A 20,531-nucleotide genomic window follows, 5' to 3' on the forward strand; every position below is an offset into this window, starting at 1 on the left:
GGCGACCGGCACCGTCCTATCGGCGCGCGGAGAAAACCTTGAACATGCCGTCGCGGGCGAGCTCGGCATGGCTGGAGAAGACGGCCTTCAGAACCGGTTCGTAAGGCAGCTGACGGTTCGCCACCATGAACAGCCGCCCGCCCGGCTTCAGCGCCTTGCCCGCCGCCTGGATCATGCCGGCGCCGATTTCCGGCTCGGCCGCCCGGCTGCGATGGAAGGGCGGGTTCATGACGATGGCATCATAGCGCCGCTCGACCGGCTCGCTCAGCAGATCGGTCCAAAAGAAGCCGGGCTCGAAGCCTGTCTGGCCGATATTGCCCTTGGCCGCCTCAAGCGCGTCGAAATCCGCTTCGTAAAGGTCGAGCCCCGTTATACCGGATGAACGTGCCGCGACCTCGGCGGCGACATAACCCCAGCCGGCGCAGAAATCAGCAATGTTGCCGCGCAGGTCTTTGGGCAGGTTGTCGACCAGAAGTTTCGAGCCGGCGTCGATCCGGTCGAAGGAGAACATGCCCGGCGCAGTGCGGAAGCGGTCCTCTACGACCAAGGCAGGATTGGCGACGCGCAGTTTTTCCGCAGGCGCCAGATCGACCGGACGGCGAAGCCAGAAGGCGATGCCGTGATATTTCGGCAGATGCCCTTCGATGGGGACAAGCTCGTCGATGCGCTTGCGCAGGCTGGCGATGCCTTCGTCCTTACCGCCGGCGACAATGATCAGACCGCCCGGCGTGACGCGTTCGATCGCCTCGGCAATACGCATCTCGTTTAGCCCACGATGGCGGCCGGCAAGCACGAGCGCTGCATCGAATGCATCGCCTTCCGAGCGGGGCGTTACCTTGTGACCGGCACGCTCCAGCGCTCGGAGATGCGGCCGGAAACCCTGTGCAAGATGGAGCTCTGCCTCGAAGCCTTCCGGCAAGCGGAAGCCGGGCTCCGCACCCAGGAACAACACACGCTCGCCCTTTTGCGGCAGAGGGAGCCCCTCGGCCTCGAAGGGATGGAACAGTGTCTTCAGCGGCTCAGCGGCCATTCTTCGATTCTCATGTCGTAGACGGGTATTAAACGAAAACGGGCGCGACATAAGCCGCGCCCGTTCAACTCTATTGTCAGACCACTCAGGCGGCGTTTTCTTCGCCTTCGGCCTTCTTGTCGCGGGCGATTTCCTTGCCGGTGGCCTGGTCGACGACCTTCATCGACAGGCGGACCTTGCCGCGCTCGTCGAAGCCCATCAGCTTGACCCAGACCTTGTCGCCTTCCTTGACGACGTCCGAGGTCTTGGCGACCCGGTCGTTGGCAAGCTGCGAGATGTGGACGAGGCCGTCACGCGGACCGAAGAAGTTGACGAAAGCGCCGAAGTCGGCGGTCTTGACGACCGTGCCTTCGTAGATTTCGCCGACTTCCGGCTCGGCGACGATGGTATGGATCCACTTCTTGGCCGCCTCGATCTCCTTGGCGTTCGACGAAGCGATCTTGACCGTGCCGTCGTCCTCGATGTTGATCTTTGCGCCGGTCTTCTCGACGATCTCACGGATAACCTTGCCGCCGGAGCCGATCACGTCGCGGATCTTGTCGGTCGGGATGTGCATGACCTCGATGCGCGGTGCGAACTCACCGAGTTCGGGGCGGGCGCCGGTCAGAGCATGCGCCATCTCGCTGAGGATATGCTGGCGGCCGTCCTTGGCCTGGTCCAGCGCGATCTTCATGATCTCCTCGGTGATGCCCTCGATCTTGATGTCCATCTGCAGCGAGGTGATGCCGCCTTCGGTACCGGCAACCTTGAAGTCCATGTCGCCGAGGTGATCTTCGTCACCCAGGATGTCGGACAGAACCGCGAAGCGCTCGCCTTCCTTGATCAGGCCCATCGCGATACCAGCAACCGGCTTGGCCAGCGGAACGCCGGCATCCATCAGCGCCAGCGATGTGCCGCAGACGGTGGCCATCGACGACGAACCGTTGGACTCGGTGATCTCCGAGACGACGCGCAGCGTGTAGGGGAACTGGTCCGCGCTCGGCAGCATCGGACGGATGGCGCGCCAGGCGAGCTTGCCGTGGCCGATTTCGCGGCGGCCCGGCGAACCCATGCGGCCGGTCTCGCCGACGGAGTAGGGAGGGAAGTTGTAGTGAAGGAGGAACTTCTCCTTGTACATACCGGTCAGCGAATCGACATACTGCTCGTCCTCGCCGGTGCCCAGCGTGGCAACGACCAGCGCCTGGGTCTCGCCGCGGGTGAACAGCGCCGAACCGTGCGTGCGCGGCAGGACGCCGACTTCCGAGACGATCTTGCGGACAGTCTTGAGGTCACGGCCATCGATGCGCGAACCGGTGTCGAGGATGTTCCAGCGCACGACCTTGGCCTGGAGTTCCTTGAACACCGAACCGATCTGCTCGGAGGTGTACTTGGCGTCTTCGCCTTCAGCCGGGGCAAACGCAGCCTTGACCTTCGCCTTGACGGCGTCGACGGCAGCGTAACGCTTCTGCTTGTCGACGTTCTTGTAGGCATTGCTGAGCTCGTCGCCGACGATCTTCAGCATTTCGGCTTCAAGCGCGGAGTAGTCCGGCGCCGTGAAATCGCGCGGCTCCTTGGCGGCAACTTCGGCCAGCTTGATAATGGCGTCGATCACCGGCTGGAAGCCCCTGTGGCCGAACATGACGGCGCCGAGCATCAGCTCTTCGCCGAGTTCCTTGGCTTCGGACTCGACCATCAGCACGGCGTCGGCGGTGCCGGCGACAATGAGGTCGAGCCTGGATTCCTGCATCTCATCGACATGCGGGTTGAGCACGTATTCGCCGTTGATGTAGCCGACTCGGGCGCCGCCGATCGGGCCCATGAAGGGAACGCCCGACAGCGTCAAAGCGGCCGAGGTGGCGACGATCGACAGGATATCGGGATCGTTCTCGAGGTCATGCTGGACGACGGTGACGACGATCTGGGTGTCGTTCTTGTAGCCGTCGGCGAAGAGCGGGCGGATCGGGCGGTCGATCAGGCGGGAAACCAGCGTTTCCTTTTCGCTCGGACGTCCCTCGCGCTTGAAGTAGCCGCCGGGGATCTTGCCGGCGGCGTAGGTCTTTTCCTGGTAGTTGACGGTCAGCGGGAAGAAATCGAGGCCTGGCTTCGGCTCCTTCATCGAAACGACGGTGGCGAGAACCTTGGTTTCGCCGTAGGTCGCAAGCACCGCGCCGTCAGCCTGACGTGCGATCTTGCCGGTTTCCAGGATGAGCGGACGGCCGCCCCATTCGATTTCCACTTTGTGGTAGTTGAACATATCTTGTCCTTAATAAGCGGAAAGGGCCGCGCCGTTTCACGGTGCGCGGATGCCCTTTCCCTTGCTTCCTTTCTCGGGCAGCCACGGGCAAGACAACGGGAAGCTCGGGTAGATTTCGGCACTGGTTAGCGCACGAGCGTCCTGCAATCCTGCCCCATGACCGTCCATGGGCGGTTTCGAGTGGCCTCTGCGCGCTCGAAACCGGGTCTAGCCAATCGATGCGACTGGCAGAATGCGCGACCGGCGGGCTCTCCTTCGAAAGCCCGCCGGTCAATTCGTCAACGGCGCAGACCGAGCTTCTCGATCAACGTCTGATAGCGCGCGTCATCCTTGCGCTTGAGATAATCAAGCAGGCTGCGGCGCTGGGAGACGAGAGCGAGCAGACCACGGCGGGAATGGTTATCCTTCTTGTGGTCCTTGAAGTGGTCGGTCAGGTTCTTGATGCGCTCGGAAAGGATGGCCACCTGGACTTCCGGAGACCCGGTATCGCCCTTGGCGGTTGCGAATTCACCCATCAATTCCTGTTTGCGCTCGGCAGTAATCGACATCGTGTTTTTCCTTATCTGTTTGAGGAAACGGGTCGCCCTCAGCCGGGATGTCGTCCAGCAGGGGCCGGTGCAAGCAAAGCGACATGGCGCGATGCTGCGGCGCATATAGGGCAATTCCCCGGAAAACACCAGCCCATTCATAAAGCCGGCTTGTCGCAGCCCTTTGCTCGGGAATCCAGGATTCCCCTGACACCGAAACCTTACAGCCACTTCTTGCTTTTGAAGAAGACGATCAGCCCGACAGCAACGGCCAGCATGAACAGCAGCGAAGCCGGGTAGCCATAGTAGGCTTTCAGTTCCGGCATGTTCCACGGCGAGCTCTCGGGATCGAAATTCATCCCCCAGATACCGACCAGGAAGGTTAGCGGCATGAAAATCACCGAGACGATGGTGAGATAAGAGATCACATCGTTGGTGCGTGCCTGGCTCAGCGACAAATGCATTTCGATCAAGCCGGTCAGCATATCACGCTGGTTCTCGACCAGCTCGATCAGCCGCAATGCGTGGTCGAGCGTGTCGTTGAAGAAGATTTTCGTCTCCGGCTTCACATAGGGCACGTCGTTGCGGATCAGCGTCGCCAGCGCGTCGCGCATCGGCCACAGCACGCCCTTGAGCACATTGGCGTCGCGCCGCAATTCGTGCAGCTGGCGCATCTGATGCTTGTGAGGCGTGTTGAGCATCTCGTCCTCGATGCCATCGACCTCCTCGCTAGCGGCCTCAATCGGCGGGAAATAGCTGTCGACGACGGAGTCGATGAGCGCATAGGCCAGATAGTCGGCGCCGCGCATCCGCAAGCGGTTGGGCAACGCTGCGGCGATGCGCTTGCGCACGGGGTCGAACGGATCGCCTTCGCGCTCCTGGAAGGTGACGACGAATTTCTTGCCGAAGAACACCGCGATCTGCTCATAGCGATGCACCTTGACGTCGTCGATCATGCGCATGACGACGAAGGCGTGGTCCTCGAAGAAGTCGACCTTCGGCCGCTGGCCGGTGTTGACGACATCTTCCAGAGCCAGTGGATGCAGGTTGAAGATCCGGCCGATCTCCTCGATCAGCTGGATGTTGGCGAGACCGGTGCAGTCCAGCCAGACGACCGGCCAGTTGTCGCAATGGGTGTTGAGATCGTCGATGCTGGCATCGTTGATGGTCTTGAATTTTTCAGGCGAAATCAGCGTCAGCCGCAGCTCGGACCGTCGCGCCGCCGGATCGGCGATCAGCGTGCCGGGCGAGGCGCCAACCGGCGGCCGGCGCGTTGTCACCGGCGCCCGCTTCTTCACCGCCTCAGCCTTTGCCATGTGCCCCTCGGATGTGACGTCGACGTAAGACTAGACGAGAGTGGTCAGCCGACAAAGACCCGCTTCGGCTTGAACATGCCTTGCTCGATGGCGCCGATGGCGACAAGCTTGCCGCGCGCGGTGGCGCAGGCTTCCTCGGCTTCCACGGGCGCGTCGCGGCCGCGGATGATGACGGGATTACCAAGGCGGATTTTCGTCGCCGCTTCGTCGCTGATGGCAATCTGCGGCAGGCAGTCGAGCGCGGCAGCCGTGTCGACGAGCAGCGCATCGATTGCGCCAAAGTCGATCGGCGCGTCGGCAACATCGGCGTCGCCCTCTTTGTCAGCTTCGCGCTGTTCGCCGAAACGGGCGGCTTCCAGTTCGGCGACGGTGACGAAATCCTCCTGGGTGAACGGCTCGACCTCGACCCTGCGCAATTCAGCGATGTGGCCGAAGCAGCCGAGGTCGCGGCCCATGTCGCGGGCCAGCGAGCGCACATAGGTGCCTTTGCCGCATTCGACCTCGAACAAGGTGTGGCCGGCAGCGTGCTCGACGATGTCCAGACGGCCGATCTCGATCTCGCGCGCGGGGATGTCGACTGTCTCGCCCCCACGGGCGAGATCGTAGGCGCGTTCGCCTGATATCTTGATGGCCGAGAATTGCGGCGGTGTCTGCATGATGACGCCGGTGTAGTTCGGCAGCAGCGCCCTGACATCGTTTTCCGCCGGACGGCGGTCGGAACTTTGCGTCACCAGGCCTTCGAGATCGTCGGTCGAACGCTCCTCGCCCCAGGCGACGGTGAACCGGTAGATTTTGGCGCCGTCCTGCACATAAGGCACGGTCTTGGTTGCCTCGCCGAGCGCGATCGGCAGCATGCCAGAGGCCAGCGGGTCGAGCGTGCCGGCATGGCCGGCCTTTTCGGCCTGGAAAAGCCATTTGATCTTGGAGACGGCTTCGGTCGAACCCATGCCAACCGGCTTATCCAGCACCACCCAGCCGGAGATCGGCCGGCCCTTCTTCTTGCCGCGGCGCCCCACTATTTCTCGTCCTTGTCGTTGTCTTCGCCATCGGCACCCAAGTCTCGCGCGACTTCGGGCGATTTCAGCAAATCGTTGATCCTGGCGAAATTGTCGAAGGACGTATCGAGCTTGAAGCGGAACTCCGGCATGAATTTCATCTGGCGGAGCGCGCCGGAGACGCGGCCACGGACGAACTTCGCATGCTTGTTGAGCGCGTCGATGACCGCACCCGTGTCCTTGGCGCCGAGCGGCGAAACGAAGGCCGTTGCGACCCTCAGATCAGTCGACATGCGCACTTCCGAGACCGAAACCACGGTGTTCTCGATCAGCGGGTCGATAATCTCGCCGCGCTGCAAGGTTTCCGACAGCGCATGGCGCACCTGTTCGGCGACGCGAAGCATGCGCTGGGATGGGCTGGAGGCGGTTGGACGGGGCATTTTTCTCAATCCGGAAAGCGTGAGGCGCGGGATGGGACGTGCCGCATGTCTCATACTTGTTTCTATGCATGTCGTTTATCCCGCACTTTTGGGCGACAGGCATTAAAGTTAGGGCGGCGGTCTTTCGACCACCGCCCGGTCGTATCGACAGTATACGAACTCAGAGCGTCCGGGTCACCATCTCGACGCGGAAGCACTCGATGATGTCGCCAACGCGCATGTCCTCGTAGTTCTGGAAGGCCATGCCGCACTCCTGGCCGCCCGGAACTTCCGCGACTTCGTCCTTGAAGCGCTTGAGGGTCTTCAGCGTGCCTTCATGGATGACGACGTTGTCGCGGATCAGGCGCACGCCCGCTCCACGCTCGACCTTGCCTTCGGTGACACGGCAGCCGGCGATCTTGCCGACCTTGGTGATGTCGAAGATCTCGAGGATCTCGGCATTGCCGATGAAGGTCTCGCGGCGTTCCGGCGACAGCAAGCCGGAAAGTGCTGCCTTCACATCATCGACAAGGTTGTAGATGATCGAGTAGTAGCGGATTTCGATGCCCGCGGCCGCCGCGGCCGCACGTGCCTGCACGTTGGCACGGACGTTGAAGCCGATGATCGCGGCCCCCGAGGTCTCCGCCAGCGACACGTCGCTTTCGGTGATGGCGCCGGCGCCGGCATGAACGATGCGCGCACGCACCTCGTCGGTGCCAAGCTTGTCGAGAGCGGCGTTGATCGCCTCGATCGAACCCTGCACGTCGCCCTTGATGACCAGCGGGAATTCCTTCAACCCGCTCGTCTGCAACTGCGACATCATCTGTTCAAGCGAGCCGCGCTGGCCGGCATGGCGAGCCACTGCCTTCTCGCGCGCCAGACGCTGGCGATATTCGGTGATCTCGCGGGCGCGGGCCTCGTTGTTGACGACAGCGAAGCGGTCGCCGGCTTGCGGCGTGCCTTGCAGGCCGAGCACCTCGACCGGCATTGCCGGCGGCGCCTCCTTGATCTGCTCGCCACGGTCGTTGACCAGCGCGCGCACCCGGCCCCATTCGTTGCCGGCGACGAGGATGTCGCCCGGCATCAAAGTGCCGGTCTGCACCAGTACGGTGGCGACGGGGCCACGGCCCTTGTCGAGCTGGGCTTCGATGACCACGCCCTCGGCGGTACGGTCCGGATTGGCCTTGAGGTCGAGGATTTCGGCCTGCAGCAGGATCGCCTCAAGCAGCTTGTCGAGGTTGGTGCCCTTGGTCGCCGACACTTCGACGTCCAGCACTTCACCGCCCATCGATTCGACGAACACCTCATGGCGCAGCAGTTCCGACCGCACCTTCTGCGGATCGGCATCATGCTTGTCGATCTTGTTGATCGCCACGATGATCGGAACGCCGGCCGCCTTGGCATGGCTGATCGATTCGATGGTCTGCGGCATGACGCTGTCGTCGGCCGCCACCACCAGGATGGCGATGTCGGTCGCCTGAGCGCCGCGGGCGCGCATCGCCGTGAAGGCGGCGTGACCGGGCGTGTCAATGAAGGTGATCTTCTGACCGTTCTTCTCGACCTGGTAGGCGCCGATATGCTGGGTGATGCCGCCGGCTTCGCCGGAGACGACATTGGCATTGCGGATGGCGTCGAGCAGCGAGGTCTTGCCGTGGTCGACATGGCCCATGATGGTCACGACAGGCGGCCGCGACACCAGGTCCTCGGGATTGTCGGCAATGTTGAACAGGCCTTCCTCGATGTCGGACTCGGCGACGCGGCGGACCGTGTGGCCGAATTCGGTGGCGACCAGCTCGGCCGTGTCGGCGTCGATGATGTCGCCCGGCTTCAGGATCTGGCCCTGCTTCATGAAGTACTTGACCACATCGACAGCGCGCTCGGACATGCGCTGCGCCAGTTCCTGGATGGTGATGGTTTCAGGCAGGATCACTTCGCGCATAACCTTCTCGCGCGGCTCATTATGCATCGCGCGCTTGAATTTTTCCTGGCGGCGACGCATCGACGACAGCGAGCGGGCGCGCGCGTCCTCGTCGGAAAGCGCCGTGTTGAGGGTCAGCTTGCCGCGACGACGGTCTTCCTCGGCCTTGGTCGGCTTGGCCGGGCGCGCCACTTCGGGCGTAACCGGACGGCGTACCGGGGCGCCGGCGGCGGTGCGCTTCGGCTTGACCTCTTCCTCGTCGTCCGATGCCACAAGCTCGGCAGCCTGCGGCGCGCGGCGGCGCGCTTCTTCCTCGGCGCGGCGGCGGGACTCGGCCTCGGTCTGCAGGCGGGCTTCTTCCTCGGCCTGACGGCGCGCGGATTCCTCGCGCTCGCGCTTGCGGCGTTCCTCATCCTCGTTGCGGCGCTTGGCCTCTTCGATGGCGCGTTGGCGGTCCTCGACGTCGCGAACCTTGGAGCCTTCGAGCGCCCTGCGGCGCGCTTCCATTTCATTGCGCGACAGTTCGTTCAGCACCATGCCGCCGCGTTCGGCCGGGGGCGGAGGCGGCGCCTTGGGCGCTTCCTGCACGACGGGGGCTGCCACTACCGCGGGCTTGGGCGTAAATACGGGTGCAGCCACCGGCTCCGGCTTGTCGCCGGGCATGGAGAATTTGCGCTTCTTGATCTCGACCTGGACCTGCTTGGTGCGGCCATGCGAGAAATTCTGTCGCACGACGCTCTGCTCGGTACCGGGGCGCTTCAGCGTCAAGGTCTTCTTCGGTGTAACACTCAACGTCTTGTCGTCGCCCGATTTCGTATCGCTCATTCCATATCCTCTGCAGCATCATCTTCGTCAGCAACGGCCGCAAGCATTGCCAGATCGTCGGGGGTTCCGCCCCGATATCGGTCGAGCGCAACCATGCGCCTCTCAACCGCCTTGCCCGCGTCTCCCGCGAGAACGGCAGCATGTATCACATTTGTACCCCCCAATGCCAAGCTCAACTCGGCCTCGGAGAAAAGTTTGTAGGCAAGGACTGCAGGCCCGCCGAGGTGGACAGTTGCCCGCCGCGCCTGACTGATCTTGCGCACGCCATCGTCGGATGCCTCGCTCGCGTGGAGCACGAAAAGCGCCAACCCCGAGCGCACCGCGCTCTCGACCTTGGTTGCGCCGAGTGCGATCGAGCCAGCCTTGCGGGCAAGGCCAAGCATACCCAAAGCGGATCGTGCAAGCAGTCCGTCGACCATGCCGCCGAGATCGGGCGGCACGACGACGTGCGCCTTGAAGGCGCGGGCAAACAGGTTCTTCGCCGCCGCCTTGTCGATATGTAGGCGGTCGGCGCTCACCCAACAACCACGGCCGGGCAGATTTCTCTTCAGGTCAGGAACGACGGCCGAATCCGGGCCGACGACGAAACGGATCAGCTCATCCGGCTCGGCTTGCTTGCGCGTGACGATGCAGGTGCGATCGTTCATCTCGTCCTGGGGCGGGTTGTGTGCGATGCGGTTTCACCTCACGCACCAACGGCTTCGTCAGCCGGGACCTGTTCGGCTGCAAGCTCGTCTTCGGTGATCCAGCCGGCCTTGAGGCGGGCTGCCAGAACCATCTGCTCGGCGTCGGCGCGCGACACGCCGTGATTGGCGAGCACACCCGGGAATACCTTGGTCTCGCCGTCCTTGCGTTCCTTCCAGCCGGTCAGGTCGTCGGCGGCATAGCCGGCGAAATCCTCGATCGTCTTCACGCCATCCTCGCCGAGCGTCACCATCATGGCGGTGGTGACCCCAGGGATCTCGCGCAGTTCGTCGGTGACGCCCAGCGCCTTGCGCTTGTCGTCATGCTCGGCTTCGATCTTCTCCAGATATTCGCGGGCGCGGGTCTGGATCTCCGAAGCGGTGTCTTCGTCGAAACCGTCGATCGAGGCGATCTCGCCCGAATCGACGTAGGCAACTTCCTCGACGCTGGTGAAGCCTTCGGAGGCCAACACCTGGCCGACCATCTCGTCGACATCAAGGGCTTCCATGAACAGCGACGAGCGTTCGACGAATTCCTTCTGGCGGCGCTCGGACTCCTCGGCCTCGGTCAGGATGTCGATGTCCCAGCCGGTGAGCTGCGAGGCAAGACGCACGTTCTGGCCGCGACGGCCGATGGCCAGCGACAGCTGGTCGTCGGGAACCACCACTTCGATGCGCTCGGCATCCTCGTCGAGCACCACCTTGGCGACTTCCGCCGGCTGCAGCGCGTTGACGATGAAGGAGGCGGCCGAAGGCGACCACGGAATGATGTCGATCTTTTCGCCCTGCAATTCGCCGACCACGGCCTGGACGCGGCTGCCGCGCATACCGACGCAGGCGCCGACCGGATCGATCGACGAGTCACGCGAAATGACGGCGATCTTGGCGCGCGAGCCCGGGTCGCGGGCGACCGACTTGATCTCGATGATGCCGTCATAGATTTCCGGCACTTCCATGGTGAAGAGCTTGGCCATGAACTGCGGATGGGTGCGCGACAGGAATATCTGCGGGCCGCGCTGTTCGCGGCGCACGTCGTAGACATAGGCGCGGACGCGGTCGCCGTACTTGTAGTTTTCACGCGGGATCAGCTCGTCGCGGCGGATAATCGCCTCGCCACGGCCGAGATCGACGATGACGTTGCCATATTCGACGCGCTTGACGGTGCCGTTGACGATCTCGCCGATGCGGTCCTTGTATTCGTCATACTGGCGGTCGCGCTCGGCCTCGCGCACTTTCTGCACGATGACCTGCTTGGCTGACTGGGCGGCGATGCGGCCGAAATCCATTGGCGGCAGCTGTTCGGCGATGAAGTCGCCAAGCTGGGCGTCCGGATTGCGCTCGCGGGCCGAGGAAATGGCGATCTGGGTGGCGTAGTCGTCGACCTTCTCGACCACTTCCATCAGCCGCTGCAGCTTCATCTCGCCGGTGTTGGCGTTGATGTCGGCGCGGATGTTGGTTTCCTGGCCGTAGCGCGAGCGCGCGGCCTTCTGGATCGCATCAGCCATGGCGGCAATGACGATCGACTTGTCGATCGACTTTTCACGCGCCACCGCGTCGGCGATCTGCAGCAGTTCAAGTCTGTTGGCGCTTACAACCATCTTATTTCTCCCGAGCTTGTTGCCGAGCTTTTAGGCCCGGCCGCTCATCATAGTTCCTGTTCGATTTCGTCTTCCGCGCCGCCTTCAGCACCTTCGGGTGCATCATCAGCTTCGCCGCGGCGTTTCTTGGCTTCCTTGCGTTCCCGGTTGTCCTTCGAAAGGGCATCGCGAATAAGGTCGTCGGTGAGGATCAGCCGCACATCGGCGATCGCGTCATAAGGAATGCGAACCGTCGGCTCTTCGCCGTAGGCGGCCTTGTCGCGCTCGAGCAGCATGTCGTCTTCGCCGGCTTCGGCGATCTTGCCCTTGAAGCGCTTGCGGTCGGCGACCGGCACCGAGGTTTCCATCTTCACCAGATGGCCGGTCCAGGTGACGAAATCCGACTTGCGTACCAGCGGCCGGTCGATGCCCGGCGACGACACTTCGAGATGATAGGCCTTCTCGATCGGGTCATCGACGTCGAGCGCCGGCGACACAGCGCGGCTGACCTCTTCGCAATCCTCGACGGTCATGGTGCCGTCCTCGCGTTCGGCCATGATCTGCAGCGTCAGGCCGTTCTGGCCCGACAGATGCACCCGCACGAGGCGGAAGCCAATGCCTCGCAACACCGGCTGAACGATCAGCGCGATGCGCGCATCGATACCGCTTTCGCGGATGATGCGGTCGTCGGCTTCGCTTGCCGTTGCAGTCATGCGGTTCCTGTCGTTCTCTGGATCAGGATGATCGTCGTCCCGAACCATCTCTTTGCTGATGGCTGACCGGCAGGTAATAAAAAAGAGCGGGACCGGGTGGACCCACTCTTCGTCATACCGACCAAGAATTTGAGGCTGATATAGACGATCCCGGCCGGTGTTTCAAGTCTGTTGACGGGCCGGGCAGAGTGCAGCCGGGGACGGCTGGCAGGATTGCGCGCGGCGCATGCCGGCTATGCGGTAACGGCCCTGTGATCCCGGATTTCACATCCCTATCTATGTTGCACTGCACAAATCAAAGATGAGCGCGCGGTGGCGCGCGAAAGGTCAAGACAATGAGCAACCGTACCGTGTTTTCCGCCATAGGCGACGCCTTTGCCCTGTTCGGCAGCGCCGTTGCCGCCTCGCGGGCCGTCGAAGCCGGCCGCAAGCCGCGCGCCAACGATCTGCGCCGGCTCGGCATGGACCCGACCGCTTTCGGCAAGATCGGCCGTTTCTGAAGCCAGACCGGCTGTCGATGCGGGACACTTTCCCGCATCGAACTATTTTCTGATGAAGGTGAGATAGGCCGGCCGTCGGCCCTCGCGAATGGCTTTTGCCTCGTAGCGTGTGCCCGGCCAGCCTTCATAGGGCCGATGCCAGTCGGCCCCATCTTGCACCTGCCAGAGGAGCCCGCCATGCGCCCGGCAGTGCAACAAGGTCCAGTTCACATAGGTGTCGATGTCGGAGGCGAAGCGGAAGCTTCCGCCCGGCTTCAGCACGCGCGCGAACCGATCGAGGTTGAGCGGGCTGACAAAGCGCCGCTTCCAGTGCTTTTTCTTCGGCCAGGGATCGGGATAGAGCAGATCGATGCCGTCGAGCGACGCCTGCGGCAGCCAATCGAGCAGGCGCGTGGCGTCGTCGTCATGGACGCGAAGATTGGCAAGCGGCTTTTCCCGCACCGCCATCATCAGCTTGGCCATGCCGTTGACGAACGGCTCGGCACCGATGAAGCCGGTCGCCGGTGCCTCCGTGGCACGGTACAGCAGATGCTCACCGCCGCCGAAGCCGATTTCCAGCCGAACCGTTGAAACATCCGCTGAGAATAGCGCGCGCAATTCTGCCGGTGCCTGGACGGAGAGGTCGAGGCCATACGCCCCAAGACCGCTTTCCAGCGCCGCCGCCTGCTGCGGGCGAATGGTCTTGCCGTGCCGGCGGCCGAAGAACCCTTCGGTCGCGCGGCTCCGCCTGTCCTGTGGATCCATGGCCTGGTCGCGCCGCGCTTAGATTGAGATGAGATTTGGGATTGAGATGAGATTTGGCTGAAATCTCATCTCAATCTAATCCTTTGTTGGAGCATGATCTTTTCCAAAAAACCGGTACCCACTTTTTGGAATCATGCCTAAGCAGCGATCGCGTCCTTGAGCGCCTTGGCCAGATCGGTCTTTTCCCAGGAGAAGGACCCGTCTCGGCCGGCCTTGCGGCCGAAATGGCCGTAGGACGAGGTCTTTGCGTAGATCGGCTTGTTGAGGTCGAGATGCCTGCGGATGCCGGATGGCGACAAATCCATCACCGTGCGCAGCGCTTCCTCGAGCTTGGCCTCGTCGACCTTGCCGGTGCCGTGCAGGTCGACATAGACCGACAGCGGCTGGGCAACGCCGATGGCGTAGGACAGCTGGATGGTGCAGCGGTCGGCGAGCTTGGCCGCCACCACATTTTTGGCGAGATAGCGCGCCGCGTAGGCGGCGGAGCGGTCGACCTTGGTGGTGTCCTTGCCGGAGAAGGCGCCGCCGCCGTGCGGGGCAGCACCACCGTAGGTGTCGACGATGATCTTGCGGCCGGTCAGGCCGGCGTCGCCGTCCGGCCCACCGATGACGAACTTGCCGGTCGGGTTGATGTACCACATGCAATCGTCGGCGATCTTGAGGTTGCCGAGCGCCTCACGGATGTAAGGCTCAACGACCTTGCGGACCTTCTTGGAATCCCAGGTCGCGTCGAGATGCTGCGTCGATAGCACGATCTGAGTCGCTTCGGCGGCCTTGCCATCGACATAGCGAACGGTGACCTGGCTCTTGGCGTCAGGCCCGAGCTTGCCGGCTTCGCCGTTGTTTTCGTGACGGGCAGCGGCGAGCAGTTCGAGAATCTTGTGGCTGTAATAGATCGGCGCCGGCATCAGGTCCGGGGTCTCGCGGCATGCATAGCCGAACATGATGCCCTGGTCGCCGGCACCCTCTTCGCCCTGGCGGTCGGCGGCGTTGTCGACTCCCTGGCCGATGTCGGGCGACTGGCCGTGCAGCAGAACCTCGATCTTTGCCGTCTTCCAGTGGAAGCCGGCCTGCTCGTAGCCGATTTCGCGGATCGCCTTGCGGGCGACCGACTTGAACTTGGCCGGGTTGACGACCGAATGCCCGGCGGCGTCCTTGAGGATGTTGCCGGCTTTGTCCCGCTTCAGCAGAGTATCGGGAACCCTTACTTCGCCGGCGATGACGACGCGGTTGGTGGTTGCGAGCGTCTCGCAGGCGACGCGGACTTTCCATGGGTCCATGCCGGTCTTCTTGGCTTCGCGATAGACCAGATCGACGATCTCGTCCGAGATGCGGTCACAGACTTTATCGGGATGACCCTCGGCCACGGATTCCGAGGTGAAGAAGTAGTTCTGCCGCGTCACGGGTGTCCCCTCTTGAAAAAACGATCGGCAGGGCTGCCGATTTTGGCGCGCCACGTGTTAACGGTGCCGGGCGCCGCTCGTCAAGCGGTGCCGCGGTTCTGGCATGAGTGCCGCAGCAATATATCTTGTACCACCGGCGGCTTGGCGCCGCCGGCAGTCGAGCCTCTGGGCTACTCGGGCCAGGGGATTACTGGGGCCAATGGGTCAATCGACCCACCGAATCACTCGGCATCTTCGGCAGAAAGGGACTTCACAAGGTCGATAATCCGGCGGCGCACCTTCACATCCGCGATCTTGACGAACGCGCGGTTGAGCTGAAGCCCTTCCGGACTGCCGCAGAATTCGACGGCGAAAGCCATCGAAGTGTCCTCGGCAAATCCTCTATTACCCACCGGCTCCTGCCCTGGCGCATCCTCGAAAAAGAAGGCGACAGGCACGCTGAGTATCGAGGCTATTGCCTGCAGACGGCTGGCGCCGACGCGGTTCGTTCCTTTTTCATATTTTTGGATCTGCTGAAACGTAATACCGAGATTTTCACCAAGCTTTTCCTGGCTCATTCCAAGCATATTGCGCCGAAGGCGGACGCGACTTCCGACATGGATGTCGATCGGATTCGGTTTCTTCTTGTTTTCTTCTGTCATTTTTTCCTCGCCGAATTTTTCCGGCCTTTTCTATTTTTCTCGCCCAAACGAAGCCGGAGCCAACTGCCCCAACAGAAACACCAACCGACTTCGAGAAAATTAGGCGGTAACAGTATGAGTTTCTAATGTGTCGACTGTCAATTCACCCGTAGCCGTTGCCTTACGTTCAAGCTGAAGGCGATTGCGGCAAACACCAACATGATCAGCATTCCGTTAATGCGCCGCCCCGCGGCGGAGATGAAGGCTTGGCCGGAGATCGGCACCCGCACGTCGATGGCGCCACGTGCATCGACCGCCAATGCGTCGACGATGCGTCCCCGCGTATCGACAACGGCGGAAATGCCGTTGTTGGCGGCGCGCAACAGCGGCAATCCGTTTTCCACCGCGCGAATCTGAGCCTGCCTGAAATGCTGGTACGGCCCAGGCGTGTCGCCGAACCATGCGTCGTTGGTGACGTTTACAATAAGCTGGGATGACGTTGCGTCAACAGCCACAAGATCAGGAAAGATCACCTCGTAGCAAATAAACGGCAAGGCGCTGATGCCGCCGGGCAGAGCGATCGGATGGCGCTCGTTGCCGGCGGCGAAGTTCATCGGCCCGGCGACGAGCTGTCCGATGCCGAAGCGGCTGAGCAGACCGGAAAACGGCAGATACTCGCCGAACGGCACCAGATGGACCTTGTCGACGGCATCAGCGATTTCGCCCTTGTCATCGATCGCCACCACCGAATTGTAGTAGCGGCTGTCGGCATCCGCCCCGGATCCGCGCTCCTCGCGCACGACGCCGGCAATCAGCATCTGACCAGGCTGCAGCATGTCGCCGAGCGCGGTCAGAGCGTCCGGACGCTCGGTGAACAGGAAGGGTACCGAGGTCTCCGGCCACAGGATCAACTGCGGTTTGTTATTGCCGGGATCGGGCGCTGCGGCCGACAGGCCCATCATCGTGGCGAAGATGCGGTCGCGCACCGAGGCGTCCCATTTTTCGCTGAGGTCGACATCCGGTTGTACGATACGGACATCGAGAGTGCGGGTTGCCGGCTTGTCGGGGGTCGCGAGCCTGACATAGCCGAAGCCAGCATGGGCGGCGACGAGAATGGCAAGCAGGACCACACCGAGACGGACATGCCGGCGTGCTGCAAGCAAGGCCGGCATGGCGAAGACAAATACCGCCAGCGCGTTCATGCCAACCATGCCGGTCACCGACACGCTTTGCATCAACAGCGGCACGGGCATCGCCGCATAACCGACGGCATTCCAGGGAAAGCCGGTGAACAGGAAGCCGCGCAGCCATTCCGTCAGGCCAAAAGCAAAGGCAAGGGCGGCAATGCGGCCAATGTCGTTGGTCCATAACAGCCGCGCGACGACGGTGGCGAGGCCGTAGAAAAATGCCAGCGCCAAGGGAATGCCGACGACCGCGAAGGGTAAGGCCCAGGCGAAACTGTCGGCCTCGACCAGAAGCGCCTCGCCTATCCACCACAGGCCGGCGAGGAAATAGCCGAAGCCGAACCACCAGCCAATGGCAAAGGCCGGCCGCAGGCGCCTGAGCCAGCCGTCGGAAGCCTCGCCGGTGGCGCCGTCGAGCAGCCAGACCAGCAGTGGAAACGAGACGAAACAGACGGCGAAGAAATCGTAAGGCGCCTGGGCGAGCACCGCCAGCGCCCCGGCAAGAAACGCCACCAGCGCGCGCCGCCAGCCCCAAAGCAGAATTATCCGGCCGGCAAGGCGCTCCATACAGACTTCCCAGGTCGCGCGAATCAAGAGCCAAGATTTATCAGATTTATTGAAACGCGAACCGGCCGATCGCTGCGCTATCGGTGCCATCCCTCGATGGTTAGCCCGCTCAGTTGCTCGGCCTCCTCGCGCGGCACGGTGCGCAAGGTCTGGGAGAAGGTCCAGACATGGCCTTCGGGGTCGCGCGCCCGATACTGCCGTTCGCCGTAGAAATGGTCGGCAGGCTCCTCGACGATTTGGGCTCCAGCCGCCATTGCCCGCTCACAATGCACGTCCAGGCCGTCTTTCAGACGCACACAGACCGACTGAGTGTTCTTGCCGCCGACGCTTACCGGACTGGCAATATGATCGGCCCATTCGGAATCGACGATGATGTAGCCGTCGCCAAAACGCATTTCGGCATGGACCAGCCGTCCGTCGGCATCGCTGACCACATGCTCGGCTCGAAGCCGAAGGCCGTTTCGAGCCATTTCAATGCGGCTCGCGGGTCCTTGTAGAAGACACCGGAGCCAAAGGTTGAGTGCTTGAAGGGATCGTCGATCGTCATGTACCGAGCGACGTTCTGCACTAGGCCTGCTCGGTGCGAGCGGTAGCGCGGCGGCGACGCTCGCCCTTCTGGTTCTGGACGATGCGCACCCGCTTGACGCGGCGCGGATCGGCGTCGAGCACGTGGAATTCGAAGCCGGGGATGGCTTGCACAACCTCACCACGCGCGGGCACGCGGCCCAGCGTGTTGAAGATCATGCCGCCGATCGTGTCGACATACTCGCCATGCTCGCCGGCGGTAAAGTCCTCGCCGATCATCTTGGCGACCTCGTCGATCTCGGCCTTGCCGTCGACGACGAACACGCCCTCGCCGGTCTGGGTGATCAGCGGCTCGTCCTCGTCATGCTCGTCCTCGATATCGCCGACGACCATCTCGACGATGTCTTCCAGCGAGGCGAGACCATCGGTGCCGCCATATTCGTCGATGACCAGCGCCATCTGGGTTCGCGTCGTCTGCATATGGCCCATCAGGTCGGAGGCAAGCATCGAGGGCGGCACGAAAAGCACCGGGCGGATCAGATTGAGGTCGCCGATGGTGCGGCCGAGATCGACCTGGGCGAGGTCGAGAAGCGTCGTTGCCGGCGTCTTCCTGGATGTTCTGCCCTTCTTGACGCGGGCAACCTTGGTGATGTGGGCTAGCACGTCGCGGATGTGAACCATGCCGCGCGGATCGTCGAGTGTCTCGGAATAGACCGGCATGCGGGAATGGCCGGACTGCTCGAACAGACCGAGCAGATCGCCCAACGTCGTGGTGATCTCGACGGCCTCAATATCGGCGCGCGGCACCATGACGTCCTCGACGCGTACCTCGCGCAGGCGCAATATGTTGTTGAGCATGGCGCGTTCGCCAGGCGAGAAAGACCCGGCATCGCTGGTCGTCTCGGCAAGCGCGCCGGCGATTTCCTCGCGCAGGCTGGTGCCGTTCCGCTGCCTGAAAAGGCCCAAGACGCGGTCGAACAGGGACGGACCGGCAGGCGATGGCTCGCTGGCAATACTACCAGAAGCGAGGCTGCCGGAACTGGGACTCGGACTCGATCCCTCTTCCGTCGTATCGGAAGGCTTTGTCGCACTGCCAGCCTCGGGGCGGGCGGCAGTTTCTGGTTTGTCGTTCATCGTCGTCCGGTCAATTGGTCTTTTGTCATTACGTGTAGGGATCGGGAATGGCAAGCCTTGCGAGCGCTGAGCGCTCGATGGCTTCCATCTCCTCGGCCTCTGCATCGGTCTCGTGATCGTAGCCCAGCAAATGCAGCAGGCCGTGGATGACGAGATGGGTGATATGGTTCTCGAAGGGCTTGTCTTCCAGGGCTGCTTCGCGCGCCACCGTCTCGGCGGCCAGCACGATGTCACCCAGCATGGGCGGCAGCTTGCCACCCCTGGGGAACGGAAAAGCCGGGAAAGACAAGACGTTGGTCGCCTTGTCCTTGCCGCGCCAGCCGACATTGAGGGTACGGATATGGGCATCGTCGGAAAAGACGATGCTGAGTTCGGAAGGACCGGCAGCAGCGGTTTCGGCAAAGGCAGCCGACACGGCGCGATCGACCAGACGCGTCAGCGCCGCCTCATCGGGCCAGTCGCCGGCCTCGACCGACATATCGATCTCGACGGGAACCGAACTGTCCCCGCCGCCAGGTCTTATGTCTTCAGGCATGAGCCCGCATCGTCACATCAGCTCTCGGCGCCGAGGCCGCGTGCCAGCTTGGCGTCGCGGTCATAGGCCCTGACGATTTCGGCCACCAGCGGGTGGCGCACAACGTCGACATCGTTGAAGCGCACGGTTACCGCGCCGGCCACGCCGTCAAGGACACGCAAGGCTTCGACGAGGCCCGACTTGGTGCTTGGAGGCAGATCGATCTGCGTCGGATCGCCGGTGACGATCATGCGCGAATTCTCGCCGAGGCGGGTCAAAAACATCTTCATCTGCATCGGCGTGGTGTTCTGCGCCTCGTCGAGGATGACGGCGGCATGCGCCAGCGTGCGGCCGCGCATGAAGGCCAGCGGCGCGATTTCGATGACCTCGGCAGCGATAGCACGTTCGACCTTGTCGGCCGGCATCATGTCGTAGAGCGCGTCATAGAGGGGCCGCAGGTACGGATCGACCTTTTCCTTCATATCGCCGGGCAGAAAACCCAGCCGCTCGCCGGCCTCGACCGCTGGGCGTGACAGGATGATGCGCTCGACCATGCCGCGTTCGAGCAGCATCGCCGCATGCGCCACCGCCAGATAGGTCTTGCCGGTGCCGGCGGGGCCAATGCCGAAGACAAGTTCCGAACGCTCCAGCGCCCGCATATAGGCGTCCTGGTTGAGCGAACGGGCATAGATCGTCTTCTTGCGGGTGGAGATCTGGGCGGCCGAAACCTTGCCCTTGCGTTCCAGCGTCGGCAGCGTCAGCTGGTCGTCGGCGGCAATCGCCATGCGCACGGCGCCATCGACGTCGGACTGGCCGATATCGGTGCCCTTCTGGAGAATGCCGTAGAGATTGTCGAGCGCGCGGCGCGCCTGCTCGGCCGCCGAGGCCGAGCCCTTGATGGTCAACTGGTTGCCGCGCGAGCGGATGTCGACGCCGAGCTTCTGCTCAAGCCGGGCCAAATTCTCGTCGAACTGACCGTACAGGGCGCTGGCAAGCTTGTTGTTGTCGAAAGTCAGAACGATGTGCGCCATGTCAGAGGCCCCGGATGTCTGGTTCTGGGGCAGAGTCTTCACTTCAGCAGCGCTCAACCGTCTCTCCTCATCT

18 protein-coding genes and 1 pseudogene are annotated in these 20,531 nt (G+C 62.8%); 1 reads left to right on the forward strand and 18 read right to left on the reverse strand.

All coding sequences use genetic code 11. From position 1 onward, the window contains the following. Nucleotides 1-16: 16 nt before the first annotated feature. From NKJ64_RS00190 to rimP, 10 genes are all read right to left on the reverse strand, one after another. Nucleotides 17-1,030 carry a class I SAM-dependent methyltransferase gene (locus NKJ64_RS00190; RefSeq protein ID WP_023715304.1) on the reverse strand — a complete coding sequence of 338 codons (1,014 nt, stop codon included), beginning with the start codon at nucleotides 1,028-1,030 and terminating at the stop codon, nucleotides 17-19. An 85-nt stretch (nucleotides 1,031-1,115) separates the two neighbouring features. Next, nucleotides 1,116-3,263, reverse strand: a complete 2,148-nt coding sequence (gene pnp, locus NKJ64_RS00195; RefSeq protein WP_023682005.1) for a polyribonucleotide nucleotidyltransferase — start codon at nucleotides 3,261-3,263, stop codon at nucleotides 1,116-1,118. A 278-nt stretch (nucleotides 3,264-3,541) separates the two neighbouring features. Next, nucleotides 3,542-3,916 (reverse strand): 30S ribosomal protein S15, encoded by a 375-nt coding sequence (gene rpsO / locus NKJ64_RS00200; RefSeq protein ID WP_280790898.1) that lies wholly within the window; start codon nucleotides 3,914-3,916, stop codon nucleotides 3,542-3,544. A 95-nt stretch (nucleotides 3,917-4,011) separates the two neighbouring features. Beyond that, entirely contained in the window at nucleotides 4,012-5,106 is a 1,095-nt protein-coding gene (gene corA / locus NKJ64_RS00205; RefSeq protein ID WP_352461730.1) for a magnesium/cobalt transporter CorA, read from the reverse strand. A gap of 44 nt (nucleotides 5,107-5,150) precedes the next feature. Next, on the reverse strand, nucleotides 5,151-6,122 hold the full coding sequence (gene truB, locus NKJ64_RS00210) for a tRNA pseudouridine(55) synthase TruB (RefSeq protein WP_023755158.1): 972 nt from the start codon (nucleotides 6,120-6,122) through the stop codon (nucleotides 5,151-5,153). After that, nucleotides 6,122-6,541 (reverse strand): 30S ribosome-binding factor RbfA, encoded by a 420-nt coding sequence (gene rbfA / locus NKJ64_RS00215; protein ID WP_023669558.1) that lies wholly within the window; start codon nucleotides 6,539-6,541, stop codon nucleotides 6,122-6,124. The genes truB and rbfA overlap by 1 nt, the downstream gene beginning before the upstream one ends. 160 nt (nucleotides 6,542-6,701) lie before the next feature. Then, on the reverse strand, nucleotides 6,702-9,263 hold the full coding sequence (gene infB / locus NKJ64_RS00220; RefSeq protein WP_023755159.1) for a translation initiation factor IF-2: 2,562 nt from the start codon (nucleotides 9,261-9,263) through the stop codon (nucleotides 6,702-6,704). Then, nucleotides 9,260-9,910: an RNA-binding protein gene (locus tag NKJ64_RS00225; protein ID WP_352461732.1), complete on the reverse strand. Its 651-nt coding sequence runs from the start codon at nucleotides 9,908-9,910 to the stop codon at nucleotides 9,260-9,262. The genes infB and NKJ64_RS00225 overlap by 4 nt, the downstream gene beginning before the upstream one ends. A 38-nt stretch (nucleotides 9,911-9,948) precedes the next feature. Further along, a complete protein-coding gene (gene nusA, locus NKJ64_RS00230; RefSeq protein ID WP_023669555.1) occupies nucleotides 9,949-11,544 on the reverse strand; it encodes a transcription termination factor NusA in 1,596 nt (531 codons plus the stop codon). 47 nt (nucleotides 11,545-11,591) lie between these two features. Then, on the reverse strand, nucleotides 11,592-12,236 hold the full coding sequence (gene rimP, locus NKJ64_RS00235; protein ID WP_023669554.1) for a ribosome maturation factor RimP: 645 nt from the start codon (nucleotides 12,234-12,236) through the stop codon (nucleotides 11,592-11,594). A 335-nt stretch (nucleotides 12,237-12,571) separates the two neighbouring features. On the opposite strand from rimP, the gene NKJ64_RS00240 reads away from it, so the two are divergent. Continuing rightward, entirely contained in the window at nucleotides 12,572-12,736 is a 165-nt protein-coding gene (locus NKJ64_RS00240) for a hypothetical protein (RefSeq protein WP_023669553.1), read from the forward strand. 42 nt (nucleotides 12,737-12,778) lie between these two features. Here NKJ64_RS00240 and trmB read toward each other — a convergent pair whose 3' ends face one another. The 8 genes and pseudogenes from trmB to NKJ64_RS00280 all read right to left on the reverse strand — a co-directional run bounded on the left by trmB (nucleotide 12,779) and on the right by NKJ64_RS00280 (nucleotide 20,458). Next, nucleotides 12,779-13,480, reverse strand: a complete 702-nt coding sequence (gene trmB / locus NKJ64_RS00245; RefSeq protein ID WP_023755161.1) for a tRNA (guanine(46)-N(7))-methyltransferase TrmB — start codon at nucleotides 13,478-13,480, stop codon at nucleotides 12,779-12,781. A 137-nt stretch (nucleotides 13,481-13,617) separates the two neighbouring features. Continuing rightward, nucleotides 13,618-14,883 (reverse strand): methionine adenosyltransferase, encoded by a 1,266-nt coding sequence (metK, locus tag NKJ64_RS00250; protein WP_352461734.1) that lies wholly within the window; start codon nucleotides 14,881-14,883, stop codon nucleotides 13,618-13,620. A gap of 221 nt (nucleotides 14,884-15,104) precedes the next feature. Further along, complete coding sequence (locus NKJ64_RS00255) at nucleotides 15,105-15,524, reverse strand: helix-turn-helix domain-containing protein (protein ID WP_023669550.1); 420 nt, start codon at nucleotides 15,522-15,524, stop codon at nucleotides 15,105-15,107. 137 nt (nucleotides 15,525-15,661) lie between these two features. Further along, nucleotides 15,662-17,254, reverse strand: a complete 1,593-nt coding sequence (gene lnt, locus NKJ64_RS00260) for an apolipoprotein N-acyltransferase (RefSeq protein WP_023755162.1) — start codon at nucleotides 17,252-17,254, stop codon at nucleotides 15,662-15,664. Between the two features lie 77 nt (nucleotides 17,255-17,331). Further along, a pseudogene (locus NKJ64_RS00265) lies at nucleotides 17,332-17,801 on the reverse strand (VOC family protein). 20 nt (nucleotides 17,802-17,821) lie between these two features. Continuing rightward, nucleotides 17,822-18,913: a hemolysin family protein gene (locus NKJ64_RS00270; RefSeq protein ID WP_023755163.1), complete on the reverse strand. Its 1,092-nt coding sequence runs from the start codon at nucleotides 18,911-18,913 to the stop codon at nucleotides 17,822-17,824. A gap of 28 nt (nucleotides 18,914-18,941) precedes the next feature. Continuing rightward, nucleotides 18,942-19,448, reverse strand: coding sequence for an rRNA maturation RNase YbeY (ybeY, locus tag NKJ64_RS00275; RefSeq protein ID WP_023755164.1), 507 nt, complete (start codon nucleotides 19,446-19,448; stop codon nucleotides 18,942-18,944). A 17-nt stretch (nucleotides 19,449-19,465) separates the two neighbouring features. Then, entirely contained in the window at nucleotides 19,466-20,458 is a 993-nt protein-coding gene (locus NKJ64_RS00280; RefSeq protein WP_027049340.1) for a PhoH family protein, read from the reverse strand. Nucleotides 20,459-20,531 lie beyond the last annotated feature (73 nt).

The sequence above is a fragment of the Mesorhizobium sp. M0062 genome (assembly GCF_040323125.1).
Classification (GTDB): Bacteria; Pseudomonadota; Alphaproteobacteria; order Rhizobiales; family Rhizobiaceae; genus Mesorhizobium.

Excerpts from the sequence above, each read along its gene's own strand:
- ybeY (WP_023755164.1), bottom strand. The coding sequence starts at position 19,448 with ATGCCTGAAGACATAAGACCTGGCGGCGGGGACAGTTCGGTTCCCGTC.
- rimP (WP_023669554.1), bottom strand. The coding sequence starts at position 12,236 with ATGACTGCAACGGCAAGCGAAGCCGACGACCGCATCATCCGCGAAAGC.
- NKJ64_RS00225 (WP_352461732.1), bottom strand. The coding sequence starts at position 9,910 with ATGAACGATCGCACCTGCATCGTCACGCGCAAGCAAGCCGAGCCGGAT.
- corA (WP_352461730.1), bottom strand. The coding sequence starts at position 5,106 with ATGGCAAAGGCTGAGGCGGTGAAGAAGCGGGCGCCGGTGACAACGCGC.
- NKJ64_RS00240 (WP_023669553.1), top strand. The coding sequence starts at position 12,572 with ATGAGCAACCGTACCGTGTTTTCCGCCATAGGCGACGCCTTTGCCCTG.
- NKJ64_RS00255 (WP_023669550.1), bottom strand. The coding sequence starts at position 15,524 with ATGACAGAAGAAAACAAGAAGAAACCGAATCCGATCGACATCCATGTC.
- lnt (WP_023755162.1), bottom strand. The coding sequence starts at position 17,254 with ATGGAGCGCCTTGCCGGCCGGATAATTCTGCTTTGGGGCTGGCGGCGC.
- infB (WP_023755159.1), bottom strand. The coding sequence starts at position 9,263 with ATGAGCGATACGAAATCGGGCGACGACAAGACGTTGAGTGTTACACCG.
- nusA (WP_023669555.1), bottom strand. The coding sequence starts at position 11,544 with ATGGTTGTAAGCGCCAACAGACTTGAACTGCTGCAGATCGCCGACGCG.
- trmB (WP_023755161.1), bottom strand. The coding sequence starts at position 13,480 with ATGGATCCACAGGACAGGCGGAGCCGCGCGACCGAAGGGTTCTTCGGC.
- NKJ64_RS00270 (WP_023755163.1), bottom strand. The coding sequence starts at position 18,913 with ATGAACGACAAACCAGAAACTGCCGCCCGCCCCGAGGCTGGCAGTGCG.
- pnp (WP_023682005.1), bottom strand. The coding sequence starts at position 3,263 with ATGTTCAACTACCACAAAGTGGAAATCGAATGGGGCGGCCGTCCGCTC.
- NKJ64_RS00190 (WP_023715304.1), bottom strand. The coding sequence starts at position 1,030 with ATGGCCGCTGAGCCGCTGAAGACACTGTTCCATCCCTTCGAGGCCGAG.
- rbfA (WP_023669558.1), bottom strand. The coding sequence starts at position 6,541 with ATGCCCCGTCCAACCGCCTCCAGCCCATCCCAGCGCATGCTTCGCGTC.
- rpsO (WP_280790898.1), bottom strand. The coding sequence starts at position 3,916 with ATGCGCCGCAGCATCGCGCCATGTCGCTTTGCTTGCACCGGCCCCTGC.
- NKJ64_RS00280 (WP_027049340.1), bottom strand. The coding sequence starts at position 20,458 with ATGGCGCACATCGTTCTGACTTTCGACAACAACAAGCTTGCCAGCGCC.